The organism is Halomarina salina, assembly GCF_023074835.1.
Taxonomy (GTDB): Archaea; Halobacteriota; Halobacteria; order Halobacteriales; family Haloarculaceae; genus Halomarina; species Halomarina salina.
Genome location: NZ_JALLGW010000001.1, coordinates 3045640 through 3068289, shown reverse-complemented (window position 1 = coordinate 3068289; position 22650 = coordinate 3045640). Strand labels below are relative to the sequence as shown.

23 protein-coding genes are annotated in these 22650 nt (G+C 67.5%); 18 read left to right on the top strand and 5 right to left on the bottom strand.

Translation table 11 applies throughout. The features are described 5' to 3' along the window. Positions 1–25: 25 nt before the first annotated feature. Positions 26–622, bottom strand: coding sequence for a sulfite oxidase-like oxidoreductase (locus tag MX571_RS15605; RefSeq protein ID WP_247418323.1), 597 nt, complete (start codon positions 620–622; stop codon positions 26–28). A gap of 198 nt (positions 623–820) precedes the next feature. On the opposite strand from MX571_RS15605, the gene MX571_RS15600 reads away from it, so the two are divergent. Then, positions 821–1036 (top strand): DUF7120 family protein, encoded by a 216-nt coding sequence (locus MX571_RS15600; RefSeq protein ID WP_247418321.1) that lies wholly within the window; start codon positions 821–823, stop codon positions 1034–1036. Between the two features lie 163 nt (positions 1037–1199). Beyond that, the gene (locus tag MX571_RS15595; protein ID WP_247418319.1) at positions 1200–1478 is read left to right on the top strand and encodes a UPF0058 family protein; all 279 of its coding nucleotides are present in this window, start codon (positions 1200–1202) and stop codon (positions 1476–1478) included. Between the two features lie 388 nt (positions 1479–1866). On the opposite strand, the gene MX571_RS15590 is transcribed toward MX571_RS15595, so the two are convergent. Next, a complete protein-coding gene (locus tag MX571_RS15590) occupies positions 1867–2589 on the bottom strand; it encodes a helix-turn-helix domain-containing protein (RefSeq protein ID WP_247418317.1) in 723 nt (240 codons plus the stop codon). Positions 2590–2809: 220 nt separating this feature from the next. On the opposite strand from MX571_RS15590, the gene MX571_RS15585 reads away from it, so the two are divergent. From MX571_RS15585 to MX571_RS15575, 3 genes are all read left to right on the top strand, one after another. Next, a complete protein-coding gene (locus MX571_RS15585) occupies positions 2810–3304 on the top strand; it encodes a hypothetical protein (protein ID WP_247418315.1) in 495 nt (164 codons plus the stop codon). A 166-nt stretch (positions 3305–3470) separates the two neighbouring features. Beyond that, positions 3471–3638, top strand: coding sequence for a hypothetical protein (locus MX571_RS15580; RefSeq protein WP_247418308.1), 168 nt, complete (start codon positions 3471–3473; stop codon positions 3636–3638). Between the two features lie 353 nt (positions 3639–3991). Next, positions 3992–6349 (top strand): DUF7527 domain-containing protein, encoded by a 2358-nt coding sequence (locus MX571_RS15575; protein ID WP_247418307.1) that lies wholly within the window; start codon positions 3992–3994, stop codon positions 6347–6349. A 19-nt stretch (positions 6350–6368) separates the two neighbouring features. Here MX571_RS15575 and MX571_RS15570 read toward each other — a convergent pair whose 3' ends face one another. After that, entirely contained in the window at positions 6369–6674 is a 306-nt protein-coding gene (locus MX571_RS15570) for a hypothetical protein (protein WP_247418306.1), read from the bottom strand. A gap of 296 nt (positions 6675–6970) precedes the next feature. Here MX571_RS15570 and MX571_RS15565 point away from each other — a divergent pair, with 296 nt between their 5' ends. From MX571_RS15565 to MX571_RS15515, 11 genes are all read left to right on the top strand, one after another. Continuing rightward, positions 6971–8347 carry an adenylosuccinate synthase gene (locus MX571_RS15565; protein ID WP_247418305.1) on the top strand — a complete coding sequence of 459 codons (1377 nt, stop codon included), beginning with the start codon at positions 6971–6973 and terminating at the stop codon, positions 8345–8347. Positions 8348–8502: 155 nt separating this feature from the next. Further along, the gene (locus tag MX571_RS15560) at positions 8503–9000 is read left to right on the top strand and encodes a hypothetical protein (protein WP_247418304.1); all 498 of its coding nucleotides are present in this window, start codon (positions 8503–8505) and stop codon (positions 8998–9000) included. Positions 9001–9106: 106 nt separating this feature from the next. Further along, the gene (locus tag MX571_RS15555; RefSeq protein ID WP_247418303.1) at positions 9107–10042 is read left to right on the top strand and encodes a 1,4-dihydroxy-2-naphthoate polyprenyltransferase; all 936 of its coding nucleotides are present in this window, start codon (positions 9107–9109) and stop codon (positions 10040–10042) included. 24 nt (positions 10043–10066) lie between these two features. Beyond that, positions 10067–11131: a mandelate racemase/muconate lactonizing enzyme family protein gene (locus tag MX571_RS15550; RefSeq protein WP_247418302.1), complete on the top strand. Its 1065-nt coding sequence runs from the start codon at positions 10067–10069 to the stop codon at positions 11129–11131. Continuing rightward, positions 11124–12761, top strand: a complete 1638-nt coding sequence (locus MX571_RS15545; protein WP_247418301.1) for a class I adenylate-forming enzyme family protein — start codon at positions 11124–11126, stop codon at positions 12759–12761. The genes MX571_RS15550 and MX571_RS15545 overlap by 8 nt, the downstream gene beginning before the upstream one ends. A gap of 25 nt (positions 12762–12786) precedes the next feature. Then, positions 12787–13581 carry an NRDE family protein gene (locus MX571_RS15540; RefSeq protein ID WP_247418300.1) on the top strand — a complete coding sequence of 265 codons (795 nt, stop codon included), beginning with the start codon at positions 12787–12789 and terminating at the stop codon, positions 13579–13581. 89 nt (positions 13582–13670) lie between these two features. Continuing rightward, a complete protein-coding gene (locus MX571_RS15535; protein ID WP_247418298.1) occupies positions 13671–14015 on the top strand; it encodes a helix-turn-helix transcriptional regulator in 345 nt (114 codons plus the stop codon). A 166-nt stretch (positions 14016–14181) separates the two neighbouring features. Continuing rightward, positions 14182–16167: a methyl-accepting chemotaxis protein gene (locus tag MX571_RS15530; RefSeq protein ID WP_247418296.1), complete on the top strand. Its 1986-nt coding sequence runs from the start codon at positions 14182–14184 to the stop codon at positions 16165–16167. Between the two features lie 34 nt (positions 16168–16201). Next, positions 16202–16831, top strand: coding sequence for a hypothetical protein (locus tag MX571_RS15525; protein WP_247418295.1), 630 nt, complete (start codon positions 16202–16204; stop codon positions 16829–16831). 252 nt (positions 16832–17083) lie between these two features. Further along, positions 17084–17278, top strand: coding sequence for a methytransferase partner Trm112 (locus MX571_RS15520; protein WP_247418294.1), 195 nt, complete (start codon positions 17084–17086; stop codon positions 17276–17278). Positions 17279–17311: 33 nt separating this feature from the next. Continuing rightward, positions 17312–17881 (top strand): DUF7524 family protein, encoded by a 570-nt coding sequence (locus tag MX571_RS15515; protein ID WP_247418293.1) that lies wholly within the window; start codon positions 17312–17314, stop codon positions 17879–17881. A 40-nt stretch (positions 17882–17921) separates the two neighbouring features. On the opposite strand, the gene MX571_RS15510 is transcribed toward MX571_RS15515, so the two are convergent. Together MX571_RS15510 and MX571_RS15505 are read right to left on the bottom strand one after the other, a co-directional pair. After that, entirely contained in the window at positions 17922–19004 is a 1083-nt protein-coding gene (locus MX571_RS15510; protein ID WP_247418292.1) for a DR2241 family protein, read from the bottom strand. A 104-nt stretch (positions 19005–19108) separates the two neighbouring features. After that, positions 19109–19984, bottom strand: coding sequence for a CbiX/SirB N-terminal domain-containing protein (locus MX571_RS15505; RefSeq protein ID WP_247418291.1), 876 nt, complete (start codon positions 19982–19984; stop codon positions 19109–19111). 185 nt (positions 19985–20169) lie between these two features. On the opposite strand from MX571_RS15505, the gene MX571_RS15500 reads away from it, so the two are divergent. Continuing rightward, positions 20170–21246: a DUF2092 domain-containing protein gene (locus MX571_RS15500; RefSeq protein WP_247418290.1), complete on the top strand. Its 1077-nt coding sequence runs from the start codon at positions 20170–20172 to the stop codon at positions 21244–21246. A 136-nt stretch (positions 21247–21382) separates the two neighbouring features. Beyond that, entirely contained in the window at positions 21383–22600 is a 1218-nt protein-coding gene (locus tag MX571_RS15495) for a LolA family protein (RefSeq protein WP_247418289.1), read from the top strand. Positions 22601–22650: the final 50 nt, after the last annotated feature.

Here is a 22650-nt window from a genome sequence, read left to right as displayed (position 1 = left end):
GTCGCGAGGTCGGGTCTACCGTAGGTCAGCTGTACCGTTCCTCGTTCCACGGGTTCGCGCTGTCGGAGTAGCCCCGTCTCTCCCAGTAGCCCAGCTCCTTCTCGGTGAGGAACTCGACGCCGCTGACCCACTTCGCGCCCTTGTAGGCGTAGCGGTGGGGTGTGACGACTCTGACCGGGCCGCCGTGGTCGTCGGGGAGCGGTTCGCCGTCGAGTGCCCAGGTGAACAGCACCTCCTCGCGCATGCAGTCGTCGAGCGAGAGGTCCGTCGTGTAGTCGTCGAACCCGTGGAACATGACGTGGCAGGCGTCGTCGCGGACGCCCACAAGCTCCGCGAGCGTCGGGAACGTGACGCCCGTGAACTCGTTGTCGAAGCGACTCCACCCGGTGACGCAGTGGAAGTCCTGGCGCTGGGTCTCGCTCGGCAGGTCGCGGAACTCCTCCAGCGAGAACGTCACCTGCTCGTCGACCGCTCCCCACACCTCGAACGTCCAGGTCTCGGGGGACCACGACGGTGTCCCGCCCTTCGAGAGGACGGGGAACCGCGACGTCTCGCGCTGGCCCGGCGGTAGTCGCTCGCCCTCGAACTCCTCGTGGAGACCCGTCACGTCACGAACGCTCATACGCCCCGTCGGGGTCGACCCGGGGTATGCCTACCGCTCCGCGACCGCACCCGGCCAGGAACTGTCGTCGAATTGCGTGATTAGAAAGAGAGCGACCGCAACTGGAAAATAAATTATCGTGCTCCAAAACTGGATTTGGTGGTGCGCTAAGATTCCCCGTCAGAATTAAATAGCCTACCTTCAAACCCGGTGGTAACGATGCCTAAAGTCGAGTTGAACATCCCCGAACACCTCGAAATGCAGATGACACAGATGATCGAACAGGGCGAGTTCGTCAACCGCGAGGAGGCTGTCGAAGACCTCCTCGCGGCCGGACTGCGCGCCTACCGGACCGGCAGCACCGTCGACGACGACGACGCCGGTGCGTTCGAAGACGACGGCATGATGGGTCACGACGACGAGTACGTCTTCTAGCGCCTCCGGCCCTCCACGCTGTTCTCTTCTGCCGACCGCCGAGCGACAGCGCCCCACTGCCCCGTCCGCCAGCGCCACGCTCCGTGGTCGAACACCGGTTCGTGCGGTACTGGGTAGCGTCCGGCGCGTTACGTTTAACAAGCTCTCAGAGATAGAGTGAGGCATGCACAAGGACGAGCTTCTCGAACTCCACGAGCAGATGGTCGCTATCATGGAGTACTTTCGCGCCCAGGAGGACGTCGACAGCGACCTGTTCGACCCGTACGACCAGATCGACGTCTCGCCCGACGACGTCCACAAGTCCAAGAGCGAGCACAAACACGCCGTGTTCGTCCTCGGTAACGCCCTCGCCAGCGCGATGAGCGAAGACGAGTTCTCCGACGCCGGACGCATCTCGAAGCGGATGCAGGAACTCGCCGACGACGCCGAGTCGAAGCTGTAACCGCACCGTTCTCTTCCTCGCGACCTTTTTCGTCGTCGGGTGCGCCGGAGGCGCACCGCTCCTCGAAAAACGTCGATGAAAAAGGCCGCTCGGCGCTGGCGCGCCTCGCGGTAGAACACATCGCGGTACCGCACAGCACGTTGGGGATGCTACTGATAGACTCGTGCCGCGAGTGTATCAGTTGGCGGATACGGCTTGCTGTAGCGGTGTCACTCTTCACTAACACCCTGTGCGCCAGCGGGATATTCAACGAACGAGTGGCTGCCACACGAACACCCTGTCGTCTCCGTCGAGAGGACGAACTCGCCGTCAACTCGCCGAGCCGCGTACACGCTCCCGCACTCGGTACATTTGACGGGGAGTTGGTTAGCCACGGTAGACCACCCGGTCAGAGACGACGCTGCTCACCGCACCGGTTGGTGAACAGCGATTGTTCGACGATCTTCTTCGTACCACGCCGGAGTCGCTCGGAGAGTGCCTGATGGGACACCCCTAACTGGTCAGCAATGGCGCAGAGGTCCGTATCACGGGGTATATCGAAGTACCCCGCTTCACAGGCCACACGCAACGAACGGTGTTGCACCTCTGTCAACCCGTGTTCGTCCGACGACTCGCCGCCCAGCTGCCGAATCGACTCGACCTCAGGCGAGACGTCGTGTTGCTCGCAGCTCGACTTCGCCCTCTGGAGCGCACTCTGGGAGGGATACAACACCCGTAGCTGCCACTCCCCACCATCCGTCGATGCGTCGAGAATCGTTCCACCGTCGACCGTGAGCAACCCAACGACTATCTCGACCGTCTTCTCCCACTGTATCTCGTAGAGCCACTCGTCGCCTCGTTCGGTCAACCGTGAGACACGGGTCGTCGTCGAATCCTCCGCGAGTGCCGTTCCGAGGCGGTCGTGGTCCGAGGTACGTGCCCAGAGCAGCGGCAGTACGCCTCCACCGGTACCCGCTACGGACCCTGCCCCGAACTGCGCGTCCGGGACTGCGTCGAGGGTTTCCGCGAGCGCAAATCCCTCACAGGGAACCGTCAGCCGGACGACGACGCCCGACTGCTGACTGCTATCTCCGTCCCGACCAACCGACTGTTCGGCAGATGCGGGTACCATGGTATATCAAGCTCCCGCACTACAGATAGGCCTACTGCCTGCTCCACATCCTCCATTTAAATTAAGCACCTTCGAAAAAGAGATATTTTATAACTTGATAGCACTCTCTGCAAGACCGTCGCTCCCGGTGTATCGAGTAGGTCGAGTGAGCGACGCATGCCGCGAGTGTATTATTCCTCCCAACCGAAATTTCATTACTAGATTGACGTTCGATGTATCTATGCCCTCCCGCCGAGCACTCCTCGCAACCCTTGGTCTCGGTACTGCCAGCACCCTTTCTGGCTGTTCGTGGCTCGATGGAGCGAGTGGATACGTCCAAGAGAAATCAATCGAGGTGACCTATAGAGAAGATGGGCGACGCTTCGGGGAATCCGTCGTTACGGTCTCGCTCAGTTCTCCACCCGGTACCGAGTCACCAGAGCTGCTCAGGCTCCACGACAACTGGGCAAACCGGTTCGAAACGCCACATAAGCCTATCGTCTCCCAAGCACTCCACGAGGACCTCACACGGGAATACGAGTCGGTGCGCTACGTCGTTGGTGTCTGTAGTCCATCGTGGGCAGAGGAACTCCGCAACATCGGGTGTCGCAACGCGAATGCGAGCCGTGAGGATTTCAATCAGGTCCAGGTCCATGACGAAGTGACGGCCTCCTATGAAAGCCCTACTATCTCGATTCACAGTGTTGATGGGACGTGGCCCGTCGGCGAGTACTAGCGCCTCCTTGCCCCATATCCTCGGCGACGGTACCCTATTGCCACTGGACAGGAAGCACTAGCAGTGTTCCCCGCGGGAATCGATACACTCACGCTCTGAGTTACCACTCGGCCTGTAACAGAGGTGTACCAGAATCGATTTGTCTATATCGGCCACTGTTGGGTTAATGAGTAGTAGCGATTTCAGTCTCAGAGCGGTTTTCGGGGGTATACAGGCGACCCTATTAGCGGTCTTTCTGGTGACTGCATTTCCCACGAGCGCCGTCTCATACATCATCGCCCAGCTCCTCGTCGCGGTGGGGACGCTGGTCGTGTTTCTTACTCTGTCGCGATAGACTCACACCCTAGTCTATCAACTGATTCGGAAAATCGGCACTGGAATAAAGACCCCTGCGTCAGCTATTCTGTCCGTGCGAGCGAAGCGAGTCACGGTTCACCGGTTCCTCGCGCTGATGCGCTCGGAACCGGCCTCTTTCATCGACGTTCGTCAGAGCGAAGCTCTGACGCGCACACCGGAAATCTTCGATTTCCAGGGACGATTTTCGAGGAGGGCGAGACGGCGCAGCCGTCTCGCTTTCCGATGGCCCACTAGTGAGTCGCCCGTGGAGAGCAGTACGCCGGAGGCGTACCCGACGAAGAAAAAGGTCGTAGTGCAAGAGTATTTCACCACCCAGTTCATTCGGCCGGTATGCAGTCCCGAACAGCCGAACAGATAGACGGATGGCCCTCACGGCCGTTCTCCGGCGGCTACGGCGGCCTCCACGACCTCGCCGCGGCCGAGTATTCGGGTGCCGTGTCGGCGAACGGGGCGTGGCTGTTCATGCTCAACGGCCACGCCATCGGCGTCGTCGACGGGTCCCTCGACGCGTTCGACGGCGCGAGCGGTACCGCGTACACCGCTCCGGACGACTCCCTCCCGCTGTTGTTCGCCATGCTCGAACACGGTGGTGAGAAACGCGGCCAGTACTACACCGAGCGGACGGCGCTCTCCGACGTCGACGGCACGCTGGCTCAGGGTAGCTTCACGGGCTACGTCGAACTCTCCGAGAACGTCCTCAGCGGCGATTACTACGTCGTCTACTACGGCGGGAACGCGATGCACTGCGCGTTCGTCGGCCAGGCCGAACGCCTCCTCACCGGCGACGAGGCGGCGAACCGCGCGAACGACGAGGTCGGCCTCTACGACGTCGTCGCCGTCGACATCTCCATCCTCTCCATCCCCGAACCGAGCGGAGGGAGCGAGGCCGTCGGCGTCGCGTCGGCCGCCTCGAACGGGACGACCGGCGACTCGACGGCCGAGGCCGACCCGAGCGACGGCGCAGGTGGGCCACCGATAGACGAACCGACGGCCGACGAGTCGTCCACGTCGGAGTCGCCAGACGCCGCGGGTGCGTCGAACGACCTCGACCTCGAATCGACGCTCACCGGCGGTGCGTCGGCCGACCAGACCGACTCGGCTCCCGAGGAGACGGTTCCGATGGACGACGCCGCGTCTCCGGAGCGCCCCGAGAGCGCTCCCGACCCCGAGGAGTCGGCTGCCGACCCCGACGACCTCCGGTCGCCCACCGGCGACTCCACGGACGAAGCCGTGGCGGCGTCGCTCGACGACATCGACCTCGACGAGGGGCCTGCCGATACCGACGAGTTCGACGCGACGGAGTCCGACGACGCACCCGAGCGGGCCGACGAGTTCGATGATTCGGCCACGCCGAACACTGACGAACCGGAGGACGGCGTTGCGCCCCCGACCGACCCGACGCCACCCGCGGAGTCGACCGACACGCGGGCCGCGATCAGCGAGGCGGACGAGAGCACACCGACGGTCCCGCCGAGTGACGTCGCTGATGGTACCGATGCTGCCGACGCTGCCGACACCGTCGATGCCGCCGACGCCGCCCACGCGGCCGATACCACGGAGATGGCCGACACGACGGACGAGGCCGACACCGTGGGTGCCGCGGCACCCGAGGAGCCAGCGTTCGCGGACCCGGACGAGGAGACGACGGCGGGCGTGGAGGCGGGCAGCGCGGACGCGGTCGACGACCGTCCAGAGGACGTCGAGACCGTCGAGGACAGCGAGAGCACCGAGTTCGACGACCTGTTCACCAAGTACGAGGACGGGTCGGACGGCGACTTCGCCAGTGCGGCGGCCACCGCCACGGCCGGGGAGTCCACCGTCGAGGGCGGCGATGCCGACGAGCGACTCGCGGAACTCCGCTCCGAGAAGCAGCGTCTCGCCGAGGAGCGCGACGAACTGGCCGGGGAACGCGACCGACTCGCCGCTCGCGTCTCCGAACTGGAGGCCGAGGTGGCGGCGAGCACGCCCCCCGACCACTTCGAGCAGGTCTCCGCGCAGACGGCGCTGGAGGCGACCGACCTGTTCGTCCGGTACGTGTCGAAGAGCGCCGAGACGCTCGACGCGGCCCACGAGGGGGCACAGAACCAGGAGGCCGTCCGGAAGAACCTCGACCTCGAACACCACACCCGGTTCGACGCCGAGCGGACGGCCGTCGGCGACCAGGAGTACGGCGAGTTCCTGCCGTCGACGATGGAGTACGAACTGGTGACCTGGCTGGTCGCCGATCTCCTGTACGAGATTCGGGACACCGGCCACACGGAGGGACTTCGGCCGCTGTACGACGCGCTCCCGCAGATCGACCGCGCGGACCTCCACGGAGCGGTCGACGTCGGCGACGACACCGTCTCCTTCGACGTCGTCTGTCGCGACCGACTCGGGAACCCGCTGCTCTGCGTCGACGTCCACGAGTCGCGTGACCCGGCGACCGACGCCGAGATGGACGCGGTCTTAGAGAAGAGCGGACGGCTCGGGGAGGTGCACGACGAGTTCGCCGGCGCGTTCCTCGTCACGTCGTCGTTCTTCGAACCGAGCGCGCTCGAACTCGCCACCGAGCGGACCGCGAGCGGGGGGCTGTTCGGGGGAAGTAAGCGCGAGAGCTTCGTGAAGCTCTCCAGAAAACGCGGCTACCACCTCTGTCTGGTGGAGGCGAGAGACCGCCGGTTCCACCTGACGCTCCCGGAGCTGTGAGCGGAAACTGCGAAACGTTCTAGTTCTCGATCTCGGGCATCTCGTCGATCTTCATGCCCTCGAGCTTCTCGATGATCTCGTCGACCTTCCCGTCGAGGTCCGAGACGAACTCCGCGGTCGTCTCGGTCGTGATGGCACCCTGGCTGGACGGCTCGATGAGGTCCTCCTCTTCGAGGACGCGGAGAGAGTACCGCACTTTGTGGTGGGGGTAACCGGTCTCGTTGGACATCTTGACGATACCGATGGGCTCGTTCTCGATGACCATCTTGAGGACCTGCAGATGGCGTTCGAGCATATCGACTTCCTTCTCAAGCCTATCTATCATGGCAATTGTTAACTTGTGTTTGCGACCTTTAAGTGTTGCTGTCCAGAGTCCGATAACAGTCCGATACATCGCAGTATCGGCGGCCGACGTATAACCGTTGTGGCAGGTGTCAACACGCCCGACCGCTCGTCAGGGACGGTCAGAGCGCCTGGTAGCTGCGTCCCCTCACCACCTCCAGTCGTCACTTCGACGCGTCACACCCGCTGTCGTCGTTCGCGCTGCCGCTCTCCACGTGAACACCCGCTCGCGGCGGGGGACCGTAATCGGTTTGGCACGGCCCGCGGAACGGACGGGCGATGACTGTCACTATCGTCGGGTCGCAACTCGGCGACGAAGGGAAGGGCCGCGTCGTGGACCTCTACGGCGCGGCCGCGGACGTGGTCGTTCGGTACCAGGGCGGCGACAACGCGGGTCACACCGTCGTCCACGGCGGCGAGGAGTACAAGCTGTCGCTGGTCCCGAGCGGCGTGATTCGCGGGAAGGTCGGCGTCCTCGGCAACGGCTGTGTCGTCAACCCCGAGACGCTGTTCGACGAACTGGACGCGTTGCGCGAACGGGACCTGGACGCGGACGTCCGGGTCGCCGAGCGCGCACACGTCATCATGCCGTACCACCGGGTCCTCGACGGCATCGAGGAGACGGAGAAGGAGGACCTCGCGGCGGGCACGACGGGCCGCGGTATCGGGCCGACCTACGAGGACAAGGTCGGTCGCCGGGGCGTCCGCGTCGGCGACCTGCTCGACGCCGACACCCTCCGCGATCGTCTGGAGTACGTCGTCCCGCAGAAGCGCGCGCTGTACGAGCAGGTGTTCGGGGGCGACCCCGACGACCCGGACCTCGACGGCGCGTTCGACGTCGACGCGATGTTCGACCACGCCCGCGCGTTCGGCGAGCGCATCGAACGCGAGGGGATGGCCGTCGACTGCGGGACGTTCCTGACCGAGCGTCTCGACGACGGGGCGGACGTGATGCTCGAAGGGGCACAGGGCACCTCGCTCGACATCGACCACGGCGTCTACCCGTACGTCACCTCCTCGAACCCGACGGCGGGCGGGGCGACCGTCGGCACCGGTCTCGGCCCCACCGTCGTCGGCGGTGAGGGGAGCGAGGTCGTCGGCGTCGTCAAGGCGTACCTCTCGCGGGTCGGGACCGGCCCGCTCCCGACCGAACTCGGTCACGTCGAGGGACAGACGCCCGAGGACGGCGGCGACACCGCCGACGACGCCGAGGAACTCGCGACGTACATCCGCGACGAGGGCGGCGAGTACGGCACCGTCACGGGCCGTCCCCGACGTGTCGGCTGGCTGGACGTGCCGATGCTGCGTCACGCCGCCCGCGCCAACGGCTTCACCGGCATCGCCGTCAACCACCTCGACGTGCTGGCGGGGCTGGACACGGTGAAGGTGGGCCACGCCTACGAGTTCGACGGCGAGGAGGTGCTGACGATGCCCGCCACGACCGAGAAGTGGGGGCGGTGCTCGGCGGTCCTGCGCGAGTTCGACGGCTGGCCGGAGACCGACTGGTCGGCGGTCGCCGAGGAGGGGTACGACGCCATCCCGGAGAACGCTCGCGACTACCTGGAGTACATCGCGGACGAACTCGACGCACCGGTCTACGCCGTCGGCGTCGGTCCCGACCGCGAGGAGACGGTCGTCGTCGAGGCGCCCTGGTAACGCCCTCTACACCGGCTTCGCCGCTACTCCTCGGTCCCGCACTTCTTCCGGAGACCGGATAGAGCGGCGGCTGACAGTGCGCCTGATTTTTCGATTGGAAAACTAATCGTAAGCATCATCGGCACGCACTTGGGCGTCCGTGTGGAGGAATACGTATGCTCCGGTCGGTGGCCCGCGCCGTCGCGCTCGCGCTCGCCGCGGCGGTGTTGCTGTTCGGACTGACGTACGTCTACCTCGGGACGCGACTGCTCCCACAGCTCCCGTTGCTGGTGTACGCGGCGGTGATCGTCTCGATTCCCGCGATAGCCATCGTGCGGCCGCTCGACACTCGGGCGGGACCGATTCTCGGCGTCGTCCTCCTCGGCGCGCTCGTGTTCGCCACCGGCGTCTACGGCCCGACGCTCAACTGTAACTCCGAGGCCAGCTATCCGGACAACGCGGACTACGGCATCACGTTCCAGTCGGGCGAACTGCAGTTCGGCGAGAACTTCGACGGCGCGAACTACCGGTGCTCGGCCAGCACCGTTCCGGCCGTCGCCATCGTCGGGTGGCTGCTCGTCTCGACCGGGTTCGTCGCCGCTGCGTTCGACTGGCACACCGACCCGCCGTGGCGCGGCCGGTCGCTCGGCGAGGGGAGTTCCGGCGACGACTGACTCGCCGGACTCGCACGACCGCGGAAGGCGGTGATTGATACTCGTCCCGGACGAACCGTCGGTAATGGCCGAGACGGAGTCCGTTTCGCGAACGAGAGCGTGGCTGATGGCCGCGCGTCCACAGACGCTCCCCGCCGGTCTCTCGCCCGTCGTCGTCGGGGCCGGCGTCGCCTACCACGCAGACGTGTTCAGCGCGCTCCCCGCGCTCGCGGCGCTGGTCGGCGCACTGCTCATCCAGGTCGGGACGAACTTCGCGAACGACTACTACGACGCCGTCAACGGCACCGACACCGAGGACCGCGAGGGGTTCACGCGCGTCACCGCTGGCGGCCTCATCGCTCCGTCGTCCGTCAGGCGCGCGATGGTCCTCACCTACGCCGTCGCCATCGTCCTCGGCACCTACCTCGTCTACGTCGGCGGCCTCCCCATCGTCGTCGTCGGCCTCACCTCCGTCGCGGCGGGCATCCTCTACACCGGCGGTCCGGCACCCTACGGCTACCGCGGCCTCGGCGACCTGTTCGTCTTCGTCTACTTCGGACTCGTCGCGGTGACCGGCACCTACTACGTCCAGGCCGCCGCGACGGCGTACGGGTCGGTGCTCACCGAGACGTCGTTCGCGTTGGCCCCGCCGGAAGGGACGCTCTCGCTGGCCGTCGTCGTCGCGGCGCTGCCCGCCGCCGGACTGTCGACCGCACTGCTCGTCGTCAACAACGTCCGGGACCGGGAGACGGACGCCGCCACCGGGAAACGGACGCTCGCGGTCATGTTCGGCTACGGGTTCAGTCGCGTCGAGTTCCTCGCCTGCGTCGGGATGGCGTACGTCGTCCCGGTCGTGTTCGCGCTGACGGGCTACTCGCCGCTCGTACTGCTCCCGCTGCTGACGCTCCCGCTCGCCGTCTCGCTGTCGCGGACGGTGCTCACCGAGACGCGCGGCGATGTGCTCAACCCGGCGCTGGAGACGACGGGGAAACTGCTCGCCGCCCACTCGGTCCTGTTCGCGGCCGGGTTCGTCCTGCCCGAGGCGCTCGGCGTGACGCTCTGAGGCACCCACCGTGAAGATTTCACCATGAGACTCCGATTCGAACCGTTCTCGCTCCCGCTCTCCTCGCCGCTCTCGACGGCGAACGGCGACGTCACGGAGCGCGAGGGGTTCGTCGTCGTCGTCGACGTCGGCGGTCAGCGCGGCGTCGGCGAGGCGACGCCGCTCCCGGACTGGACCGAGTCGCTCGACGACTGCGAGGGAGCACTCCGTCGCGTGGCGCGATACCCCGACCCGCGTCGGGCACTGACGAGTCGGGGTGACGAGGCGCTCGCCAGCACGCCCGCAGCGCGCCACGGTGTGGCGCTGGCGCTCGCGGACGCCGCGGCACACCGCGACCGGGAGCCGCTCTACCGGTGGCTCGGTGGCGAGGTGCGGGTCGACCGGGTGCCCGTCAACGCCACCGTCGGCGACGACGACGTGGACGCGACCGTCGCGGCGGCCGAGCAGGCGGTCGAGGAGGGGTTCGACTGCCTCAAGGTGAAGGTCGGCGCGCGCTCGCTGGCCGACGACGCAGCGCGCCTGCGTGCGGTGCGGGAGGCGTGTCCCGACGTCGAACTCCGGGCCGACGCGAACGCCGCGTGGGACCGCGACACCGCCCGCGAGGCGGTGGACGCGCTGGCCGACTGCGACCTCGCATACGTCGAACAGCCCCTGCCGGCCGACGACATCGCGGGCCACGCCGACCTCCGGGAGTACGTCGCGGCGTCCAACACGTCGCTCGGAGTCGCCCTCGACGAGTCCCTGTCGTCGACGACCCCCGAAGCGATTCTCGACGCGGGGGCGGCGGACGTGCTGGTCCTGAAACCGATGGCGCTCGGTGGCGTCGACCGGGCGCGAACGGCGGCGCTCGCGGCCCGCGACCGAGGCGTCGACGTGGTCGTGACGACGACCATCGACGCCGTCTACGCCCGGACGGCCGCCGTCCACCTCGCGGCGTCGCTCCCCGAGGTGCGCGCCTGCGGCCTTGCGACCGCCGGACTGCTCGACGCCGACCTCGCGCCGGACCCGGCCCCGGTCGTCGACGGGTCTGTCGTCGTCCCGGAAGGAAAAGGAAATGTACCAGCCACAAGCACGTCGGACAGTGCGTGACTGGTTCGGCCAACGAGCGCGGGTCTCCCCGGCGTCGACGGCGCTCGTCGACGCGAGGAGCGGCCGCTCCGTCACCTGCGACGACCTGGACGAACGGGTCGAGACGCTGGCCGGTCGTCTCGCGGCCGAGGGGGTCTGCGTCGACCACCACGTCGGTCTGCTGGCCGAGTCCGGGGTCGACGCCGTCGCCGCCGTCCACGCGACGATGCGGGTCGGCGCGTGTCTCGTCCCGTTCTCGACGCGGCTGACCGTCCCCGAACTCGACCCGCGCGTCGACCGTGCCGACCTCGACCTGCTGCTCTGTGACGAGTCGACCGCCGAGCGAGCCGTCGACGCGGCGGGCGACGTCCCGGTTCGCTCGCTGGCGTCCGTCCCGACAGTCGACGACGGGAAGGGCGATGACGAGGAGCGCGGAGAGCACGAGGCGTCGGGAGCGACCGACGAGCGGGTCGCCCCACTCCTCGCCGGCACGGAGCCGCGACCGTTCGACCTCCCGGAGTGGGACTTCGACGACCCGCTGGTGCTGCTGTACACGTCGGGGACGACCGGCCGACCGAAACTCGTCGTGCTGACGGTGCAGAACGTCCTCGCCAGCGCGACGGCCAGCGCGTTCCGCCTCGGGACGCTGCCGGGGGACCGCTGGGCGTCGCCGCTCGCCCCGAGTTCGATGGGCGGCCTCGCGCCCGTCTACCGGACGGCGCTCTCCGGGGGCGCGGTCGTGCTCTGCCCGACCGACCCGGAGGGGCTGCTGGCGGCGATGACGGACCACGACGCGACGGGCGTCTCCGTCGTCCCGACGATGCTCCGGCGACTGCTCGACGCCGGCGACCTGCCCGCGTCGTTGCGGTTCGTCCTCGTCGGCGGGGCCGCGACGCCCCCCGAACTGGTCGAGCGGTGCGTCGAGCGCGACGTGCCGGTCTGTCCGACCTACGGGATGACCGAGACGGCCTCCCAGATAGCGACCGCCGCACCCGGCGAGGCTGCCGGCCACCCCGGTTCGGTCGGCCGGCCGCTGATGTTCACCGACGTGACCGTCGTCGACGACCACGGCGACCCGCTCTCGGCCGGGCAGGCGGGCGAACTGGTCGTCTCCGGGCCGACCGTGACGCCGGGCTACTACGGGGACCCCGAGGCGACGAGGGCGGCGTTCGAGTGCCACGGCCTCCGGACCGGCGACGTCGGCCACCGCGACGAGGGCGGCCGCCTCTACGTCCACAACCGGAAGGACGAGCGCATCGTCTCCGGCGGCCAGAACGTCGACCCCGGCGAGGTTGCCGCCGTCCTCCGGGAACTGCCGGGCGTCAGCGACGCCGTCGTCCTCGGCCTCCCGGACGACGAGTGGGGCGAACGCGTCGCCGCGCTCGTCGAACCCGAGAGCGGGTCCGAGTCCGAGACCGGTTCGAACCTCGAACCGACCGACCTCGACGCCGCGACGGTCGAGGCCCACTGCCGGGCGCGGCTCGCGGGCTACAAACTCCCGCGGGTGGTCGGGTTCGCGACGATACCCAGGACCGAGTCGGGGACCGCGGACCGCGCCGCCGTGCGCGAGGTACTCCGGGAGGGAGGCGAGGACGACCGCCGCGACGGCCGCGAAGACCGCGACGCGGACGACCACGACGAACGCGCTTAATCCGGGGGCGCTCGTAGGTTCCTCCGTGTGCACCCTCACGCTCGCCTGGCAGACGTTCGACTCCCACCCGCTGGTCGTCGCCGCCAACCGCGACGAGGCGTACGCTCGCGACTCCTCGCCGCCGCGCTCGATGGAACTCCCGTCGGGCAGACGCGCGGTCGCTCCCCGCGACGAGGAGGCGGGCGGGACGTGGATGGGCTACAACGAGGACGGCGTGTTCGTCGCCATCACCAACCGCTGGGTGCAGTTACCCGAGGGCGAGCGCTCCCGCGGGAGGCTCGTCCTCGACGCCCTCGACTCGCCGAGCGCGGCGGACGCGGCCCGGACGGTCGAGCGAGAACTCGACGAGCACCGCTACGAGGGGTTCTACCTCCTGCTCGCGGACGCCGAGGACTGCCTCCTCGTCACCGACGAGGGGGCCGACTCGACGACGCGGTTCGAACCGGGCGTCCACGTCGTGATGAACGTCGGCTACGACACGTCGTACTTCGTCCCGGAGTTCCGCCCGAGACCGGCCGAGCGACAGGCCGCGAACGGGCGTCGCCTGGTGGAGTACCTCCAGCCGGACCCGGACGAGCGCGCGGGCGACTGGCGCGAGCGGGCCGCCGGGGCGCTGGGCGACCACGAGTTCGGCGTCTGCATCCACGGCGGCCAACCGGTCGAGAACGACGGGGACTCGAACCCGGACCGCGCACCGGAGGGGTTCGGGACGAAGTCCTCCTCGCTGGTCACCCTCGACGAGGACGGTGACGGCGAGTTCTGGTACGCGGACGGCCCGCCCTGCGAAACCGAGTACGAGCACGTCGGGGCGTCGGTGTGACGCTCGGGAGCCGTGAACGTGCGCATGACGGTGCTGGCACACGCAGGGAGACAGTCAGCTTTAATCCGTAGAGTCCCCCACGTTCCCGTATGAGCGCTACCTCGGAGGCCGACCTCACGGAGGACGAACGAGCCGGACTGGAACTCGTTCGCCAGACGGGCGGCATCCACCAGAGCGAGTTCTGGAAGGAGCTCGACGTCTCCTCGCGGAAGGGGAGCCGCATCGTCGAGTCGCTGGCCGAGAAGGACCTCATCGACCGCGAGGAGACGGTGTACGAGGGCCACAACACCTACCTGCTCTCGCCCACCGCGATGGACCTCGACTTCTCGCTGCTGATGGCCGGAGACATGCTCTCGCCGTTCGTCGCGGACGACGAACTCGACGAACAGAGCGACGCGTTCTCACAGTGGGTCATGCGGCTGGCGTACCAGTAGTCGCGCGACGTCGCACCCCCGGCGCCGTCTGGAACGGACTACTCCTCCGTTCCTGACCGTTCTCTATCGTCCGCGAACCGTCCGATACTGGTCGCCACCACGCCTGAATACAAGAACTGATAATTGGCGACGAACGCTTTTGTCGGCTAGCTGGTACTGTGCGGGTATGGCTACTGCAGGAACGAGGGGAGAGGGAGATATCTCTCGAAGCGCGTCGCTGCGAGGCAAGATCGACGAGTTCGTCCGGTACATCCCTGATGGCACCTCGATTCCCGAGGAGACGTGGGCCAGTCGACACCGGAACATCGTCCTGTTGATACTGGCACACGTTCCGTTCCTCCTCGTGCTGGGACTGTTCGAGGGGACCGAGGCGACGGTGACGGGAGCGACGATTCCGTCGATTTCGCTCCCCATGGTCGCACTCGAACTCGGCCTCATCGTCGCCGTCGCGCTCGCGGCCGGCGTCTCACGGTTCGAACGGCGGACCCGGACCGCGCTCGGCACCGTCGGACTGCTGCTGTGCTCCATCGTCCTCGTCCACTTCTCGGGCGGGTTCATCGAGGCCCACTTCCACTTCTTCGTGGCCATGGCCGTGGTGGCCGTCTACGAGGACTGGGTCCCGTTCGCCCTCGGTATCGTGAAGGTCGTCATCACGCACGGTGTCTTCGGGATGATCAACCCCGAGCGCGTCTACAACCACACTGCCGCCATCAACAACCCCTGGGCCTGGGGGCTCATCCACGGCGTGTTCGTCCTCGGCCTCGCCATCGCCCTGATGACCCAGTGGTACTCGACCGAGCGCTCCCGCGAGGAGGTCCAGACGAAACTCACGGAGGTCCGCGAGAAGTCGGCGAAGGTCGAGAACCTCGAACAGCAGCGCGCCGAGATAGAGGCCGAGAAGGCCCAGGCCGAGAAGATGCTCGCGGAGGCCGAGGCTCGACAGGAGGACGCCGAGGAGCTTCGAGCCGAGGCCGAGACCCGACAGCGAGAGGTCGAGGCGTCCAACGACCGACTCGAGAGGCGTGCGGACGCCTACAGCGACACGATGGCCCGAGCGGCCGACGGCGACCTGGCCGTTCGACTCGACGCCGGGGCCGAGAGCGAAGCGATGGCGCAGATCGCAGCGGCGTTCAACGAGATGATGGACGAGACGGAGTCGACGATACGTGACATCCAGCGCTTCGCCAGCGAGGTCGAGGCCGCGAGCGCGGACGCGCGGGAGGGGTCCAGCGCGGCGACGCGAGCGAGCGACGAGATGAGCGGGTCCATCGACGAGATCGCCCACGGCGCGAACGAGCAGCGCGAGAAGCTCGAACAGGTGTCCGCCGAGATGACCGACCTCTCGGCTGCCGTAGAGGAGGTCGCCGCCTCCGCGGAGACCGTCGCCGAAGCCTCCCACACGACGGCCGAGGTGGCCGAGGAGGGCGAAGTGACCGCGGAGCAGGCGCTCGACGACGCCCGACGGGTCCAGTCGGCCATCGACACGACCGTCGAGAACGTCGAGGTCCTCGACGACCAGATGGCGGAGATCGAGGAGATCATCGAACTCATCAGCGACATCGCGGAACAGACGAGTCTGCTGGCGCTGAACGCGAACATCGAGGCCGCCCGTGCGAGCAACGGTGACGGGACGTCCAGCGGCGACGGGTTCGCCGTCGTCGCCAACGAGGTGAAACAGCTCGCCGAGGAGACCCAGACGTCGGCCGACGAGATCGAACAGCTCATCGAGGAGACGCAGGCCCAGACCGAGACGACCGTCGAAGAGGCCCGGACCGCAGAGCGCTACATGGCGGAGGGGACGGAGGCGATTCAGGACGTCGTCGAGGCGTTCACGCGCGTCGCGGAGAACACCGAGGAGACCGACTCCGGGATGCAGCAGATCAGCGACACGACCGAGGACCAGGCGTCGGGGACCGAGGAAGCCGTGGCGATGGTCGAGGAGGTCGCCGACATCAGTCGGGACACCGCAGCGGAGACCGAGAGCGCGTCCGAGACGGCACGAGAGCAGGCAGCGGCCATGTCGACGGTCAACGGCAACGTCGAGTCGCTGAGCGAACAGGCCAAGCGACTCCGTGCGCTCCTGGCGAAGTTCGAGGTCGGCGGCTCGCGGTCCGGGGGCGACGAGCGCGTCCTCACGAGTGTGCCGGAGTAAGACTTGAACCCCCGGGGCGGCAACTCCGATTCTAGTGCGCGACATCGAAATAGACGACCGAGCGGGGAGTGTCGAACAGGTCACGGCCGAGACGGTGCTCCGGGAGTGGGCGAGACGGGAGATCGAAGACGAGGACGTCGACGCCGACGTCGAGAGCTGTTCGACGGACGAGCTCTTCGAACTACTGGGCGACCCCCAGCGACTCGCCGAGTCGTTCCTCCGCGAGGAGGACCTCGACTGGTACCGACTCCGGTTTACGGAACAGGAACTCCGCAACCTCATGGTCGTCAAGGGACCAGAGGACGAGGGCTGGCGTGCCGTCGCCGACGAGAACGACATCGAGAGCGTCGCTGAGCGACTCGCGGCGGTCGACGACGTCGAGTCGCTCCACGAGAACGTGCCCAAGGACGTCCTCGACGTTCGTGAGATGTCCGAGGAGTTCCGCTCCGGCGAGGAGGCGGGTGTGTTCATCGCCGTCCAGGAGTCCGTCGACGAACCGGCTTACCTCGCCGACGGGAACCACCGGGCCGTTGCCATCGTCCACCACGCCCTGACGGGCGGGGAGTACGAAGGCCAATCCGCCTACGTCGGCATCCCTCCGGGAGAAGACGCTGCGTCCCTGGAGCCACACCGGGACGAAGCCCACCCGGAACTGGAGCAGTAGCCGGACCGAAAAGCAGCCTGCTTGCGGTGATGCTATCGGCGGTGACACTATCGACTGTACCGCGAGCGAACGAGCGAAGCGAGTGAGCGAGCGGCCGTTTTCATCGACGTTTTTCGAGGAGTGGTCGCGCGGGTTGCGGGCCGCAGGCCCGCAACCGCATGCCGTGGCGGCGAAGCCGCCACGCGAAGCGCGACCCGACGACGAAAAAGGTCGGTCGGCATGCTTTTGCCACGGACCCCCGAGTGAGGAGGTATGAAGGAATCCCTGATGGACATCCTCTGCTGTCCGCTCGACAAGCAGGAACTCGAACTGGAGGTCGTTCGCCGGGACGAAGAGGAGATTCTCGACGGTCGCCTCGTCTGTACGGAGTGCGACGAGGAGTACCCCATCGAGGAGGGCATCCCGAACCTGCTTCCCCCGGATATGCGGGAGGGAGCGCCAGCGTAACGGTTTTCTACCCACCCATCGACGACTCATTCCGTGAACGACAGCCTCGTCGTCGACGTCAACCCCGACGGGATGCACACGCTCGGCGTTCCCGCCGAGTTTTCCGCGTCCGGTAGCTTCGACGTTCGACTGACCAACCACGGCGAGGCGACCCACGTCCACCTGAAACTCGACGACGAACTCTCGGCGAACGCGAGGCTCGACGAGGGCCACCACTACGTCACGAAGGACGACACGCAGGTCGTCCACGTCACAATCGCCGACGGTGCCCGCGGGCGCGGGACGCTCGAAGTGACGACGGCCCACGGCGGGACGACCGAGACGGTGAGCATCGAACTCGGCGCGGAACCGGAGAAGCCGCCGGTCGAGATCGACGAGTCGCTCGCCGAACCCCGTGCCAGACCCGAGGAGCGGCAACTCGACTCCGACGGCCTGTCGACCGCCGAACTCGTCCCCGCGGTCGCACTCGGTGGGGTCGCCGTCCTGCTCGCCATCTCGACGTTCGCCACGGGCGGGACGGCGGCCATCGTCCTCGGCGTTCTCGCCGCCGCGAGCGCACTCGGGGCCGCAGCGTACGTCTACTCCACCCGGACCGAAGACTGAGCGGTAGCGCGGTGCGACTCGTACCGCTGCTCGACTCGGACTACTCCTGATCTCGGTCGCGTTCGACCGCCGGTAGTTCCCCCGCTTCGTCGAACCGCTTCGCCCGGAGCCAGCGCGCCCGGTAGCGGTTCGCGCCATCGAACACGTCCGCCTCGCGTATCTCGTCGGTTCGACCCTCCGCGACGGCGTCGACCAGGTCCTCCAGCTGTCCCTTCTCGCTGGGGGTCAGCGTGAACGTGTACTCCCGCTCGGTCTCGCCCTCGTTGATGGCCCACTTGCGGGCGGCGGCGACGACCAGCGAGCACGGCTCTCGGCAGGGGAACTCGCCGTCGCCGCGGGGCACGTCGAGGTCGGTCTCCTCGTCCTCGTCCCACTGCCTGCGCTTGAGACACTGGGAGTCGACGCAGCACGACTCCGCCAGCCACTCGACCTGCTCGCCGGAGAGTTCGTCGATGATCTCGTAGATGCCGGTCTGGCGCTCGGCGGTCTCCCGCCAGTGGGTCACGTCGAGGTCGCCCTCGCGCTCTCGGTGCCAGTTCGCGACCGTCGCGGGGTAGAAGAAGTCGACCGCCTGTACGAGTCGCTCTCCGGTGAGGCGGGGGAACACCCACCCGGTGCGGAGCGTGGGGGCGGTCTTCAGCGGCCGATATCTGCCGTCGTCGTCGAGTTTCGCGATGTCGCGTGCGTCGAGCGGGTCCTCGTGGACGTCGAGGTCGTCGGTCGACTCGTCGGCGTCGTCCTCGTGACGCAGGTAGTAGTGGCGGCCGCCACCGCCGTCGGTCTCGTCGAGCGTGGCGGTGAGGAGCAACTCGCCCCAGTGACGCTGGATACCGCCATCGCGGAGGGCGGCGTAGCGGTCCTCGACCGAGCGTTCGTCGGCTCCCTCGACCCAGCGCAGGAACGCGCGACGAGCGTCCGGGAGGTCGCGCCACGCGTCCCAGTTCGTCACGTAGTCGGCGTGCGCTCCCGCGACCTGTCGGAACTCGTCCTCGGGGAGTCCCTCGCGGCGTTCCTCGGGGGTCTCCACGACGTAGCCGTCGGCGGTTCGCCGCGCGGTGAACCCGTCGAGTTCGACGCCCTCGTCGGCGGCATCGCGCAGCGACTCGAACAGGGAATCGTCCATGCGAGAATCGACGGGTGGGAGGGCGATAAAGCCGGGTCGTTCGTCCGTGACGCGAGAGCGTGCCGTCGGGTGGTCGGGTCGCCGTGCTGTCGGCGCGGGAGCGGTCAGTCCCCGGCGACGCCGCCCGTCTCGGCACGGACGCGGTCGATGGCGTCGCCCACGTCGGCACCGGCCTCGGCGGCGCGTTCGAGGACGACGTCGGCCATGAGCGGTTCGGTCCCGACCGCGCCCGCGTACCAGACGTTCGTCCCGTCGACCAGCGCGGGCACCTCGTAGCCCTCGCGGTAGTCGTCGGTGATGCCCATGTCCTCGGGGATGTCTTCCTGGGTGTGGAAGCCGTCGGCGACGAACAGCGGGACGACCACCACGTCGTCGCTCTCGAAGAACTCGGCGACGTCGTCGACCTCGGGGTCCTCGTCCATGAACAGCGCATCCACCTCGTCGAACCGGTCCATCTCGCGGATGCGGTCGGCGTGGTAGTGGATGGCCTTCGCCGAGTTCTCGTTGCGCTCGGTGCCGTGACCGACGACGGCGAGGCCGAACCCCTCGCCCACCGCCGGATCGCCCGTGACCGACTCCGCGCGCTGGACGATGACGTCGCTCATCGCGTCGTGGGTGCCGACCGGACCGCAGTAGTGGACCGTCTTCCCCTCGACGTCGCTCGCGGTCAGCGTCGTGTGACTCGCGCTCGTCCCGTCGGAGTCCCACTCGTCGACGTCCCAGCCCTCCAGCCTGAGTTCGCGCGGGATGACCTGCTCGGTGAAGTAGCCCTCCGAGACGAACAGCGGGACGACGTACACCTCGTCGGACTCCAGGGTGCGAAGCACCTCGCGGAACGACGGCTCCTCCTTCCAGAACGCCTCGCGGACCTCGTCGAACGCGCCCGAGGCGCGGATGGTGTCGGCGTGGTCGAACGTCGGGGTGCTCGAATCGGGGTTGAGGTGCGACCCGTGGGCGACGATGACGAGCGCCTGTGACATACGCGAAGGATGGGACGTGAAGCGCTTATGGGCTTCGTTCGCGGGCTCTTCGGACCGTGGACCGGAGTCCGACCGCCCGCGGACTGTCTCCCGACAGACCGCCTCGCTCGCCCGGACGCCCCTTTTTCAGCACGTGAAAAAACCGCTCTCGGTTTATGTGAAACGGGGCGGAACGTCCGGTCGCAATGGTCCCCCGACAGCTTCGGTCCTCCCTCTTCGCGGCCGCGCTCGCCCTCCTGCTCGTCACGAGCGGGTGTATGGCGACCGGTCCGGTCGACGACGAGACGGTCGAGAACTACGTCCAGCGGTTCGACCAGAAGATGAACGACCTCGACGGGTTCTCCGCGACCCGGACGACCACCGTCACGTACGACGGGGAAACCTCCACCTCGAAAGCGGCGGTGTGGGTCCGGCCCGGCACCGGCGAGTCGCGCTCGGAGACGCTCGCGCCGACCGAGCGCGAGGGCGACACGACGGTCCGGACGACCGACGCCGTCTGGATACACGACGCCAGCGAGAACAGCGTTCAGAAGATCGACTACTCCGAGAGCGACCTCCCGACGACCGACGGGTTCGGCCGACTGCTCGACGACATGGTGAACCGGTCGAACGTCTCCTACGCCGGCACCGAGCAACTCGACGGGCAGACGGTCCATCGCATCGAGTTCACCCCCACCGATGCGGCCCGGTTCGGCGGTACCCTGACCGTCTGGGTCGACGCCGCGACCCGGTTCCCGGTGAAGATGCACCAGACAGTCGATACCGAGGACCTGAACCTGTCGACGACGGTCCGCTACGACGACGTCGAACTGAACCCCGGCATCGACGACGAGCGGTTCACGTTCGACCCGCCCGCGAACGCGACGGTCGACGAGACCGAACTGCCGCCCACCGAGCGCTACGACTCCCTCGACGCGCTGCGGGCGAACGCCTCGACGACCGTCCCCTCGGCAGACCTGCCCGACGGGTTCCACCTCGAGACGGCCGTCGTCACGCGCCTCGACGAGGGCGACAGTCTCTCGATGACGTTCGCCAACGATTCGACGCGACTCTCGGTGAGCAAGCAGGACGCTGGCCTGTACGGTAACGTCAGTCTCGACGGCGGCGAGACGGTCAGCGTCGGCGACGAGACGGCCACCTACCGGACGTACGCCGGTACCGGGACGCTCCAGTGGACGTGCGACGGCCACCGCTACTCGGTCGCGGGGTCGCTGTCGAAGGCCGACCTGACCACCGTCGCCGAGTCGGTCACCTGCGAGTAGCTCCGAGCATCGAGTTCGAGCGCCGACTGCGGGCGGATACCGGACCTTCGCGACCGTCGGTCACCACGGCCTCGCCGGGCGGCACGCGACACGAAACCGTTTTTCCCTGGCAGGTACCCCTTCCGACAACTGTCCGATGAGTCCCCACAACAGACGGTCGACGGTCCTCGTGCTCTCCCTCGCCGCCTTCCTGGTTCTGAGCGGGTGCAGCACGGTCACCAGCCCCGGTGCAGACTCGACGCCAGACGTGCCGACCGGCACGGAGGCGGCCGAGGGGTACCAGTCGTTCGACACGGTCAGTGCGACGATCGAGACCGACGTCGCCGGGAACCCGAACTTCACCGACACGCGAGCACGAGTCGTCCAGCGCCCCTCGACCGGCGAGGCGTGGCGGAAGACGCTCGCGCCCGAGAACCAGAGCGGTGACCTCGTCGTCTCCAACGAGAGCGTGACGTGGTCGTACGACGCCAGCGAGAACGAGGCGACGCGCATCGACGCCTCCGGGTTCGAGAACGCCGAGGACACGTACCCCGACTACCTGCGGCGACTGTTCGACGCCGTCCAGCGCGACGGTGAGGGGTCCTCCGCCGTCGGCGTCTCGCCGCTGCCGGTCGTCCCCGGCACGCCGTCGCCGCCCACGACGACCCGCGTGAACGGGACGCTCGGCCAGTACACCGTCGAGTACGGGGGGACCGCGACGGTCGACGGTCGGACGGCCCACGTCTTGCAACTGGACGCCCGGAACGAGAACGGGACGTTCGTCAGCCTCAACCAGACGCTCTACCTCGACGCGGAACACTACTTCCCGCTCCGCCAGCGCCAGTCGTTCCGATACGACGGCGACGTGACGACGTACACGGTCACCTACGAGAACGTGACGTTCGATTCGGGGGTCGCAGCGGAGCAGTTCCAGTTCGACCCGCCCCAGGGAACGAACGTCACCGAGACGGACCTCCCGGAGTCGACGACGTATGAGTCGCTCGACACGCTTCGCGCGAACACGTCGATGACCGTGCCCGAACCGACGCTCCCCGACGGGTTCTCGCTCACTACGGCGCGACACACGGTCTCCTCGACGTCGAACTACACCACCGTCTCGCTGACCTACGAGAACGACTCCGGGTCGGTCTACGTCGGCAAACACAACACGACCGACCTCTTCACCGGCACGGCAGAGAGCGAGAACGTCAGCGTCGGCGCGGCGACCGGGCAGTACCGCGACGTCGGCGCGACCAGGATGGTCGGCTGGGCGTGCGACGGGTCGTACTACAGCGTGAGTAGCGACGTGCTCTCGAAGGAGGAGCTGCTGGGGGTCGCCCGGTCGCTCGACTGCGGAGACGGGGATGCGGCGTAGAATCAGGTAGCCGGTCAGCGACGTCAGCGGACCGGAGGTCCACGGACGCG

Coding starts and splice junctions, on each gene's coding strand:
- MX571_RS15575 (WP_247418307.1), top strand. CDS start 3,992: ATGCAGTCCCGAACAGCCGAACAGATAGACGGATGGCCCTCACGGCCG.
- MX571_RS15605 (WP_247418323.1), bottom strand. CDS start 622: ATGAGCGTTCGTGACGTGACGGGTCTCCACGAGGAGTTCGAGGGCGAG.
- MX571_RS15565 (WP_247418305.1), top strand. CDS start 6,971: ATGACTGTCACTATCGTCGGGTCGCAACTCGGCGACGAAGGGAAGGGC.
- MX571_RS15560 (WP_247418304.1), top strand. CDS start 8,503: ATGCTCCGGTCGGTGGCCCGCGCCGTCGCGCTCGCGCTCGCCGCGGCG.
- MX571_RS15535 (WP_247418298.1), top strand. CDS start 13,671: ATGAGCGCTACCTCGGAGGCCGACCTCACGGAGGACGAACGAGCCGGA.
- MX571_RS15530 (WP_247418296.1), top strand. CDS start 14,182: ATGGCTACTGCAGGAACGAGGGGAGAGGGAGATATCTCTCGAAGCGCG.
- MX571_RS15500 (WP_247418290.1), top strand. CDS start 20,170: ATGGTCCCCCGACAGCTTCGGTCCTCCCTCTTCGCGGCCGCGCTCGCC.
- MX571_RS15595 (WP_247418319.1), top strand. CDS start 1,200: ATGCACAAGGACGAGCTTCTCGAACTCCACGAGCAGATGGTCGCTATC.
- MX571_RS15600 (WP_247418321.1), top strand. CDS start 821: ATGCCTAAAGTCGAGTTGAACATCCCCGAACACCTCGAAATGCAGATG.
- MX571_RS15510 (WP_247418292.1), bottom strand. CDS start 19,004: ATGGACGATTCCCTGTTCGAGTCGCTGCGCGATGCCGCCGACGAGGGC.
- MX571_RS15555 (WP_247418303.1), top strand. CDS start 9,107: ATGGCCGCGCGTCCACAGACGCTCCCCGCCGGTCTCTCGCCCGTCGTC.
- MX571_RS15495 (WP_247418289.1), top strand. CDS start 21,383: ATGAGTCCCCACAACAGACGGTCGACGGTCCTCGTGCTCTCCCTCGCC.
- MX571_RS15585 (WP_247418315.1), top strand. CDS start 2,810: ATGCCCTCCCGCCGAGCACTCCTCGCAACCCTTGGTCTCGGTACTGCC.
- MX571_RS15570 (WP_247418306.1), bottom strand. CDS start 6,674: ATGATAGATAGGCTTGAGAAGGAAGTCGATATGCTCGAACGCCATCTG.
- MX571_RS15550 (WP_247418302.1), top strand. CDS start 10,067: ATGAGACTCCGATTCGAACCGTTCTCGCTCCCGCTCTCCTCGCCGCTC.
- MX571_RS15590 (WP_247418317.1), bottom strand. CDS start 2,589: ATGGTACCCGCATCTGCCGAACAGTCGGTTGGTCGGGACGGAGATAGC.
- MX571_RS15505 (WP_247418291.1), bottom strand. CDS start 19,984: ATGTCACAGGCGCTCGTCATCGTCGCCCACGGGTCGCACCTCAACCCC.
- MX571_RS15520 (WP_247418294.1), top strand. CDS start 17,084: ATGAAGGAATCCCTGATGGACATCCTCTGCTGTCCGCTCGACAAGCAG.
- MX571_RS15580 (WP_247418308.1), top strand. CDS start 3,471: ATGAGTAGTAGCGATTTCAGTCTCAGAGCGGTTTTCGGGGGTATACAG.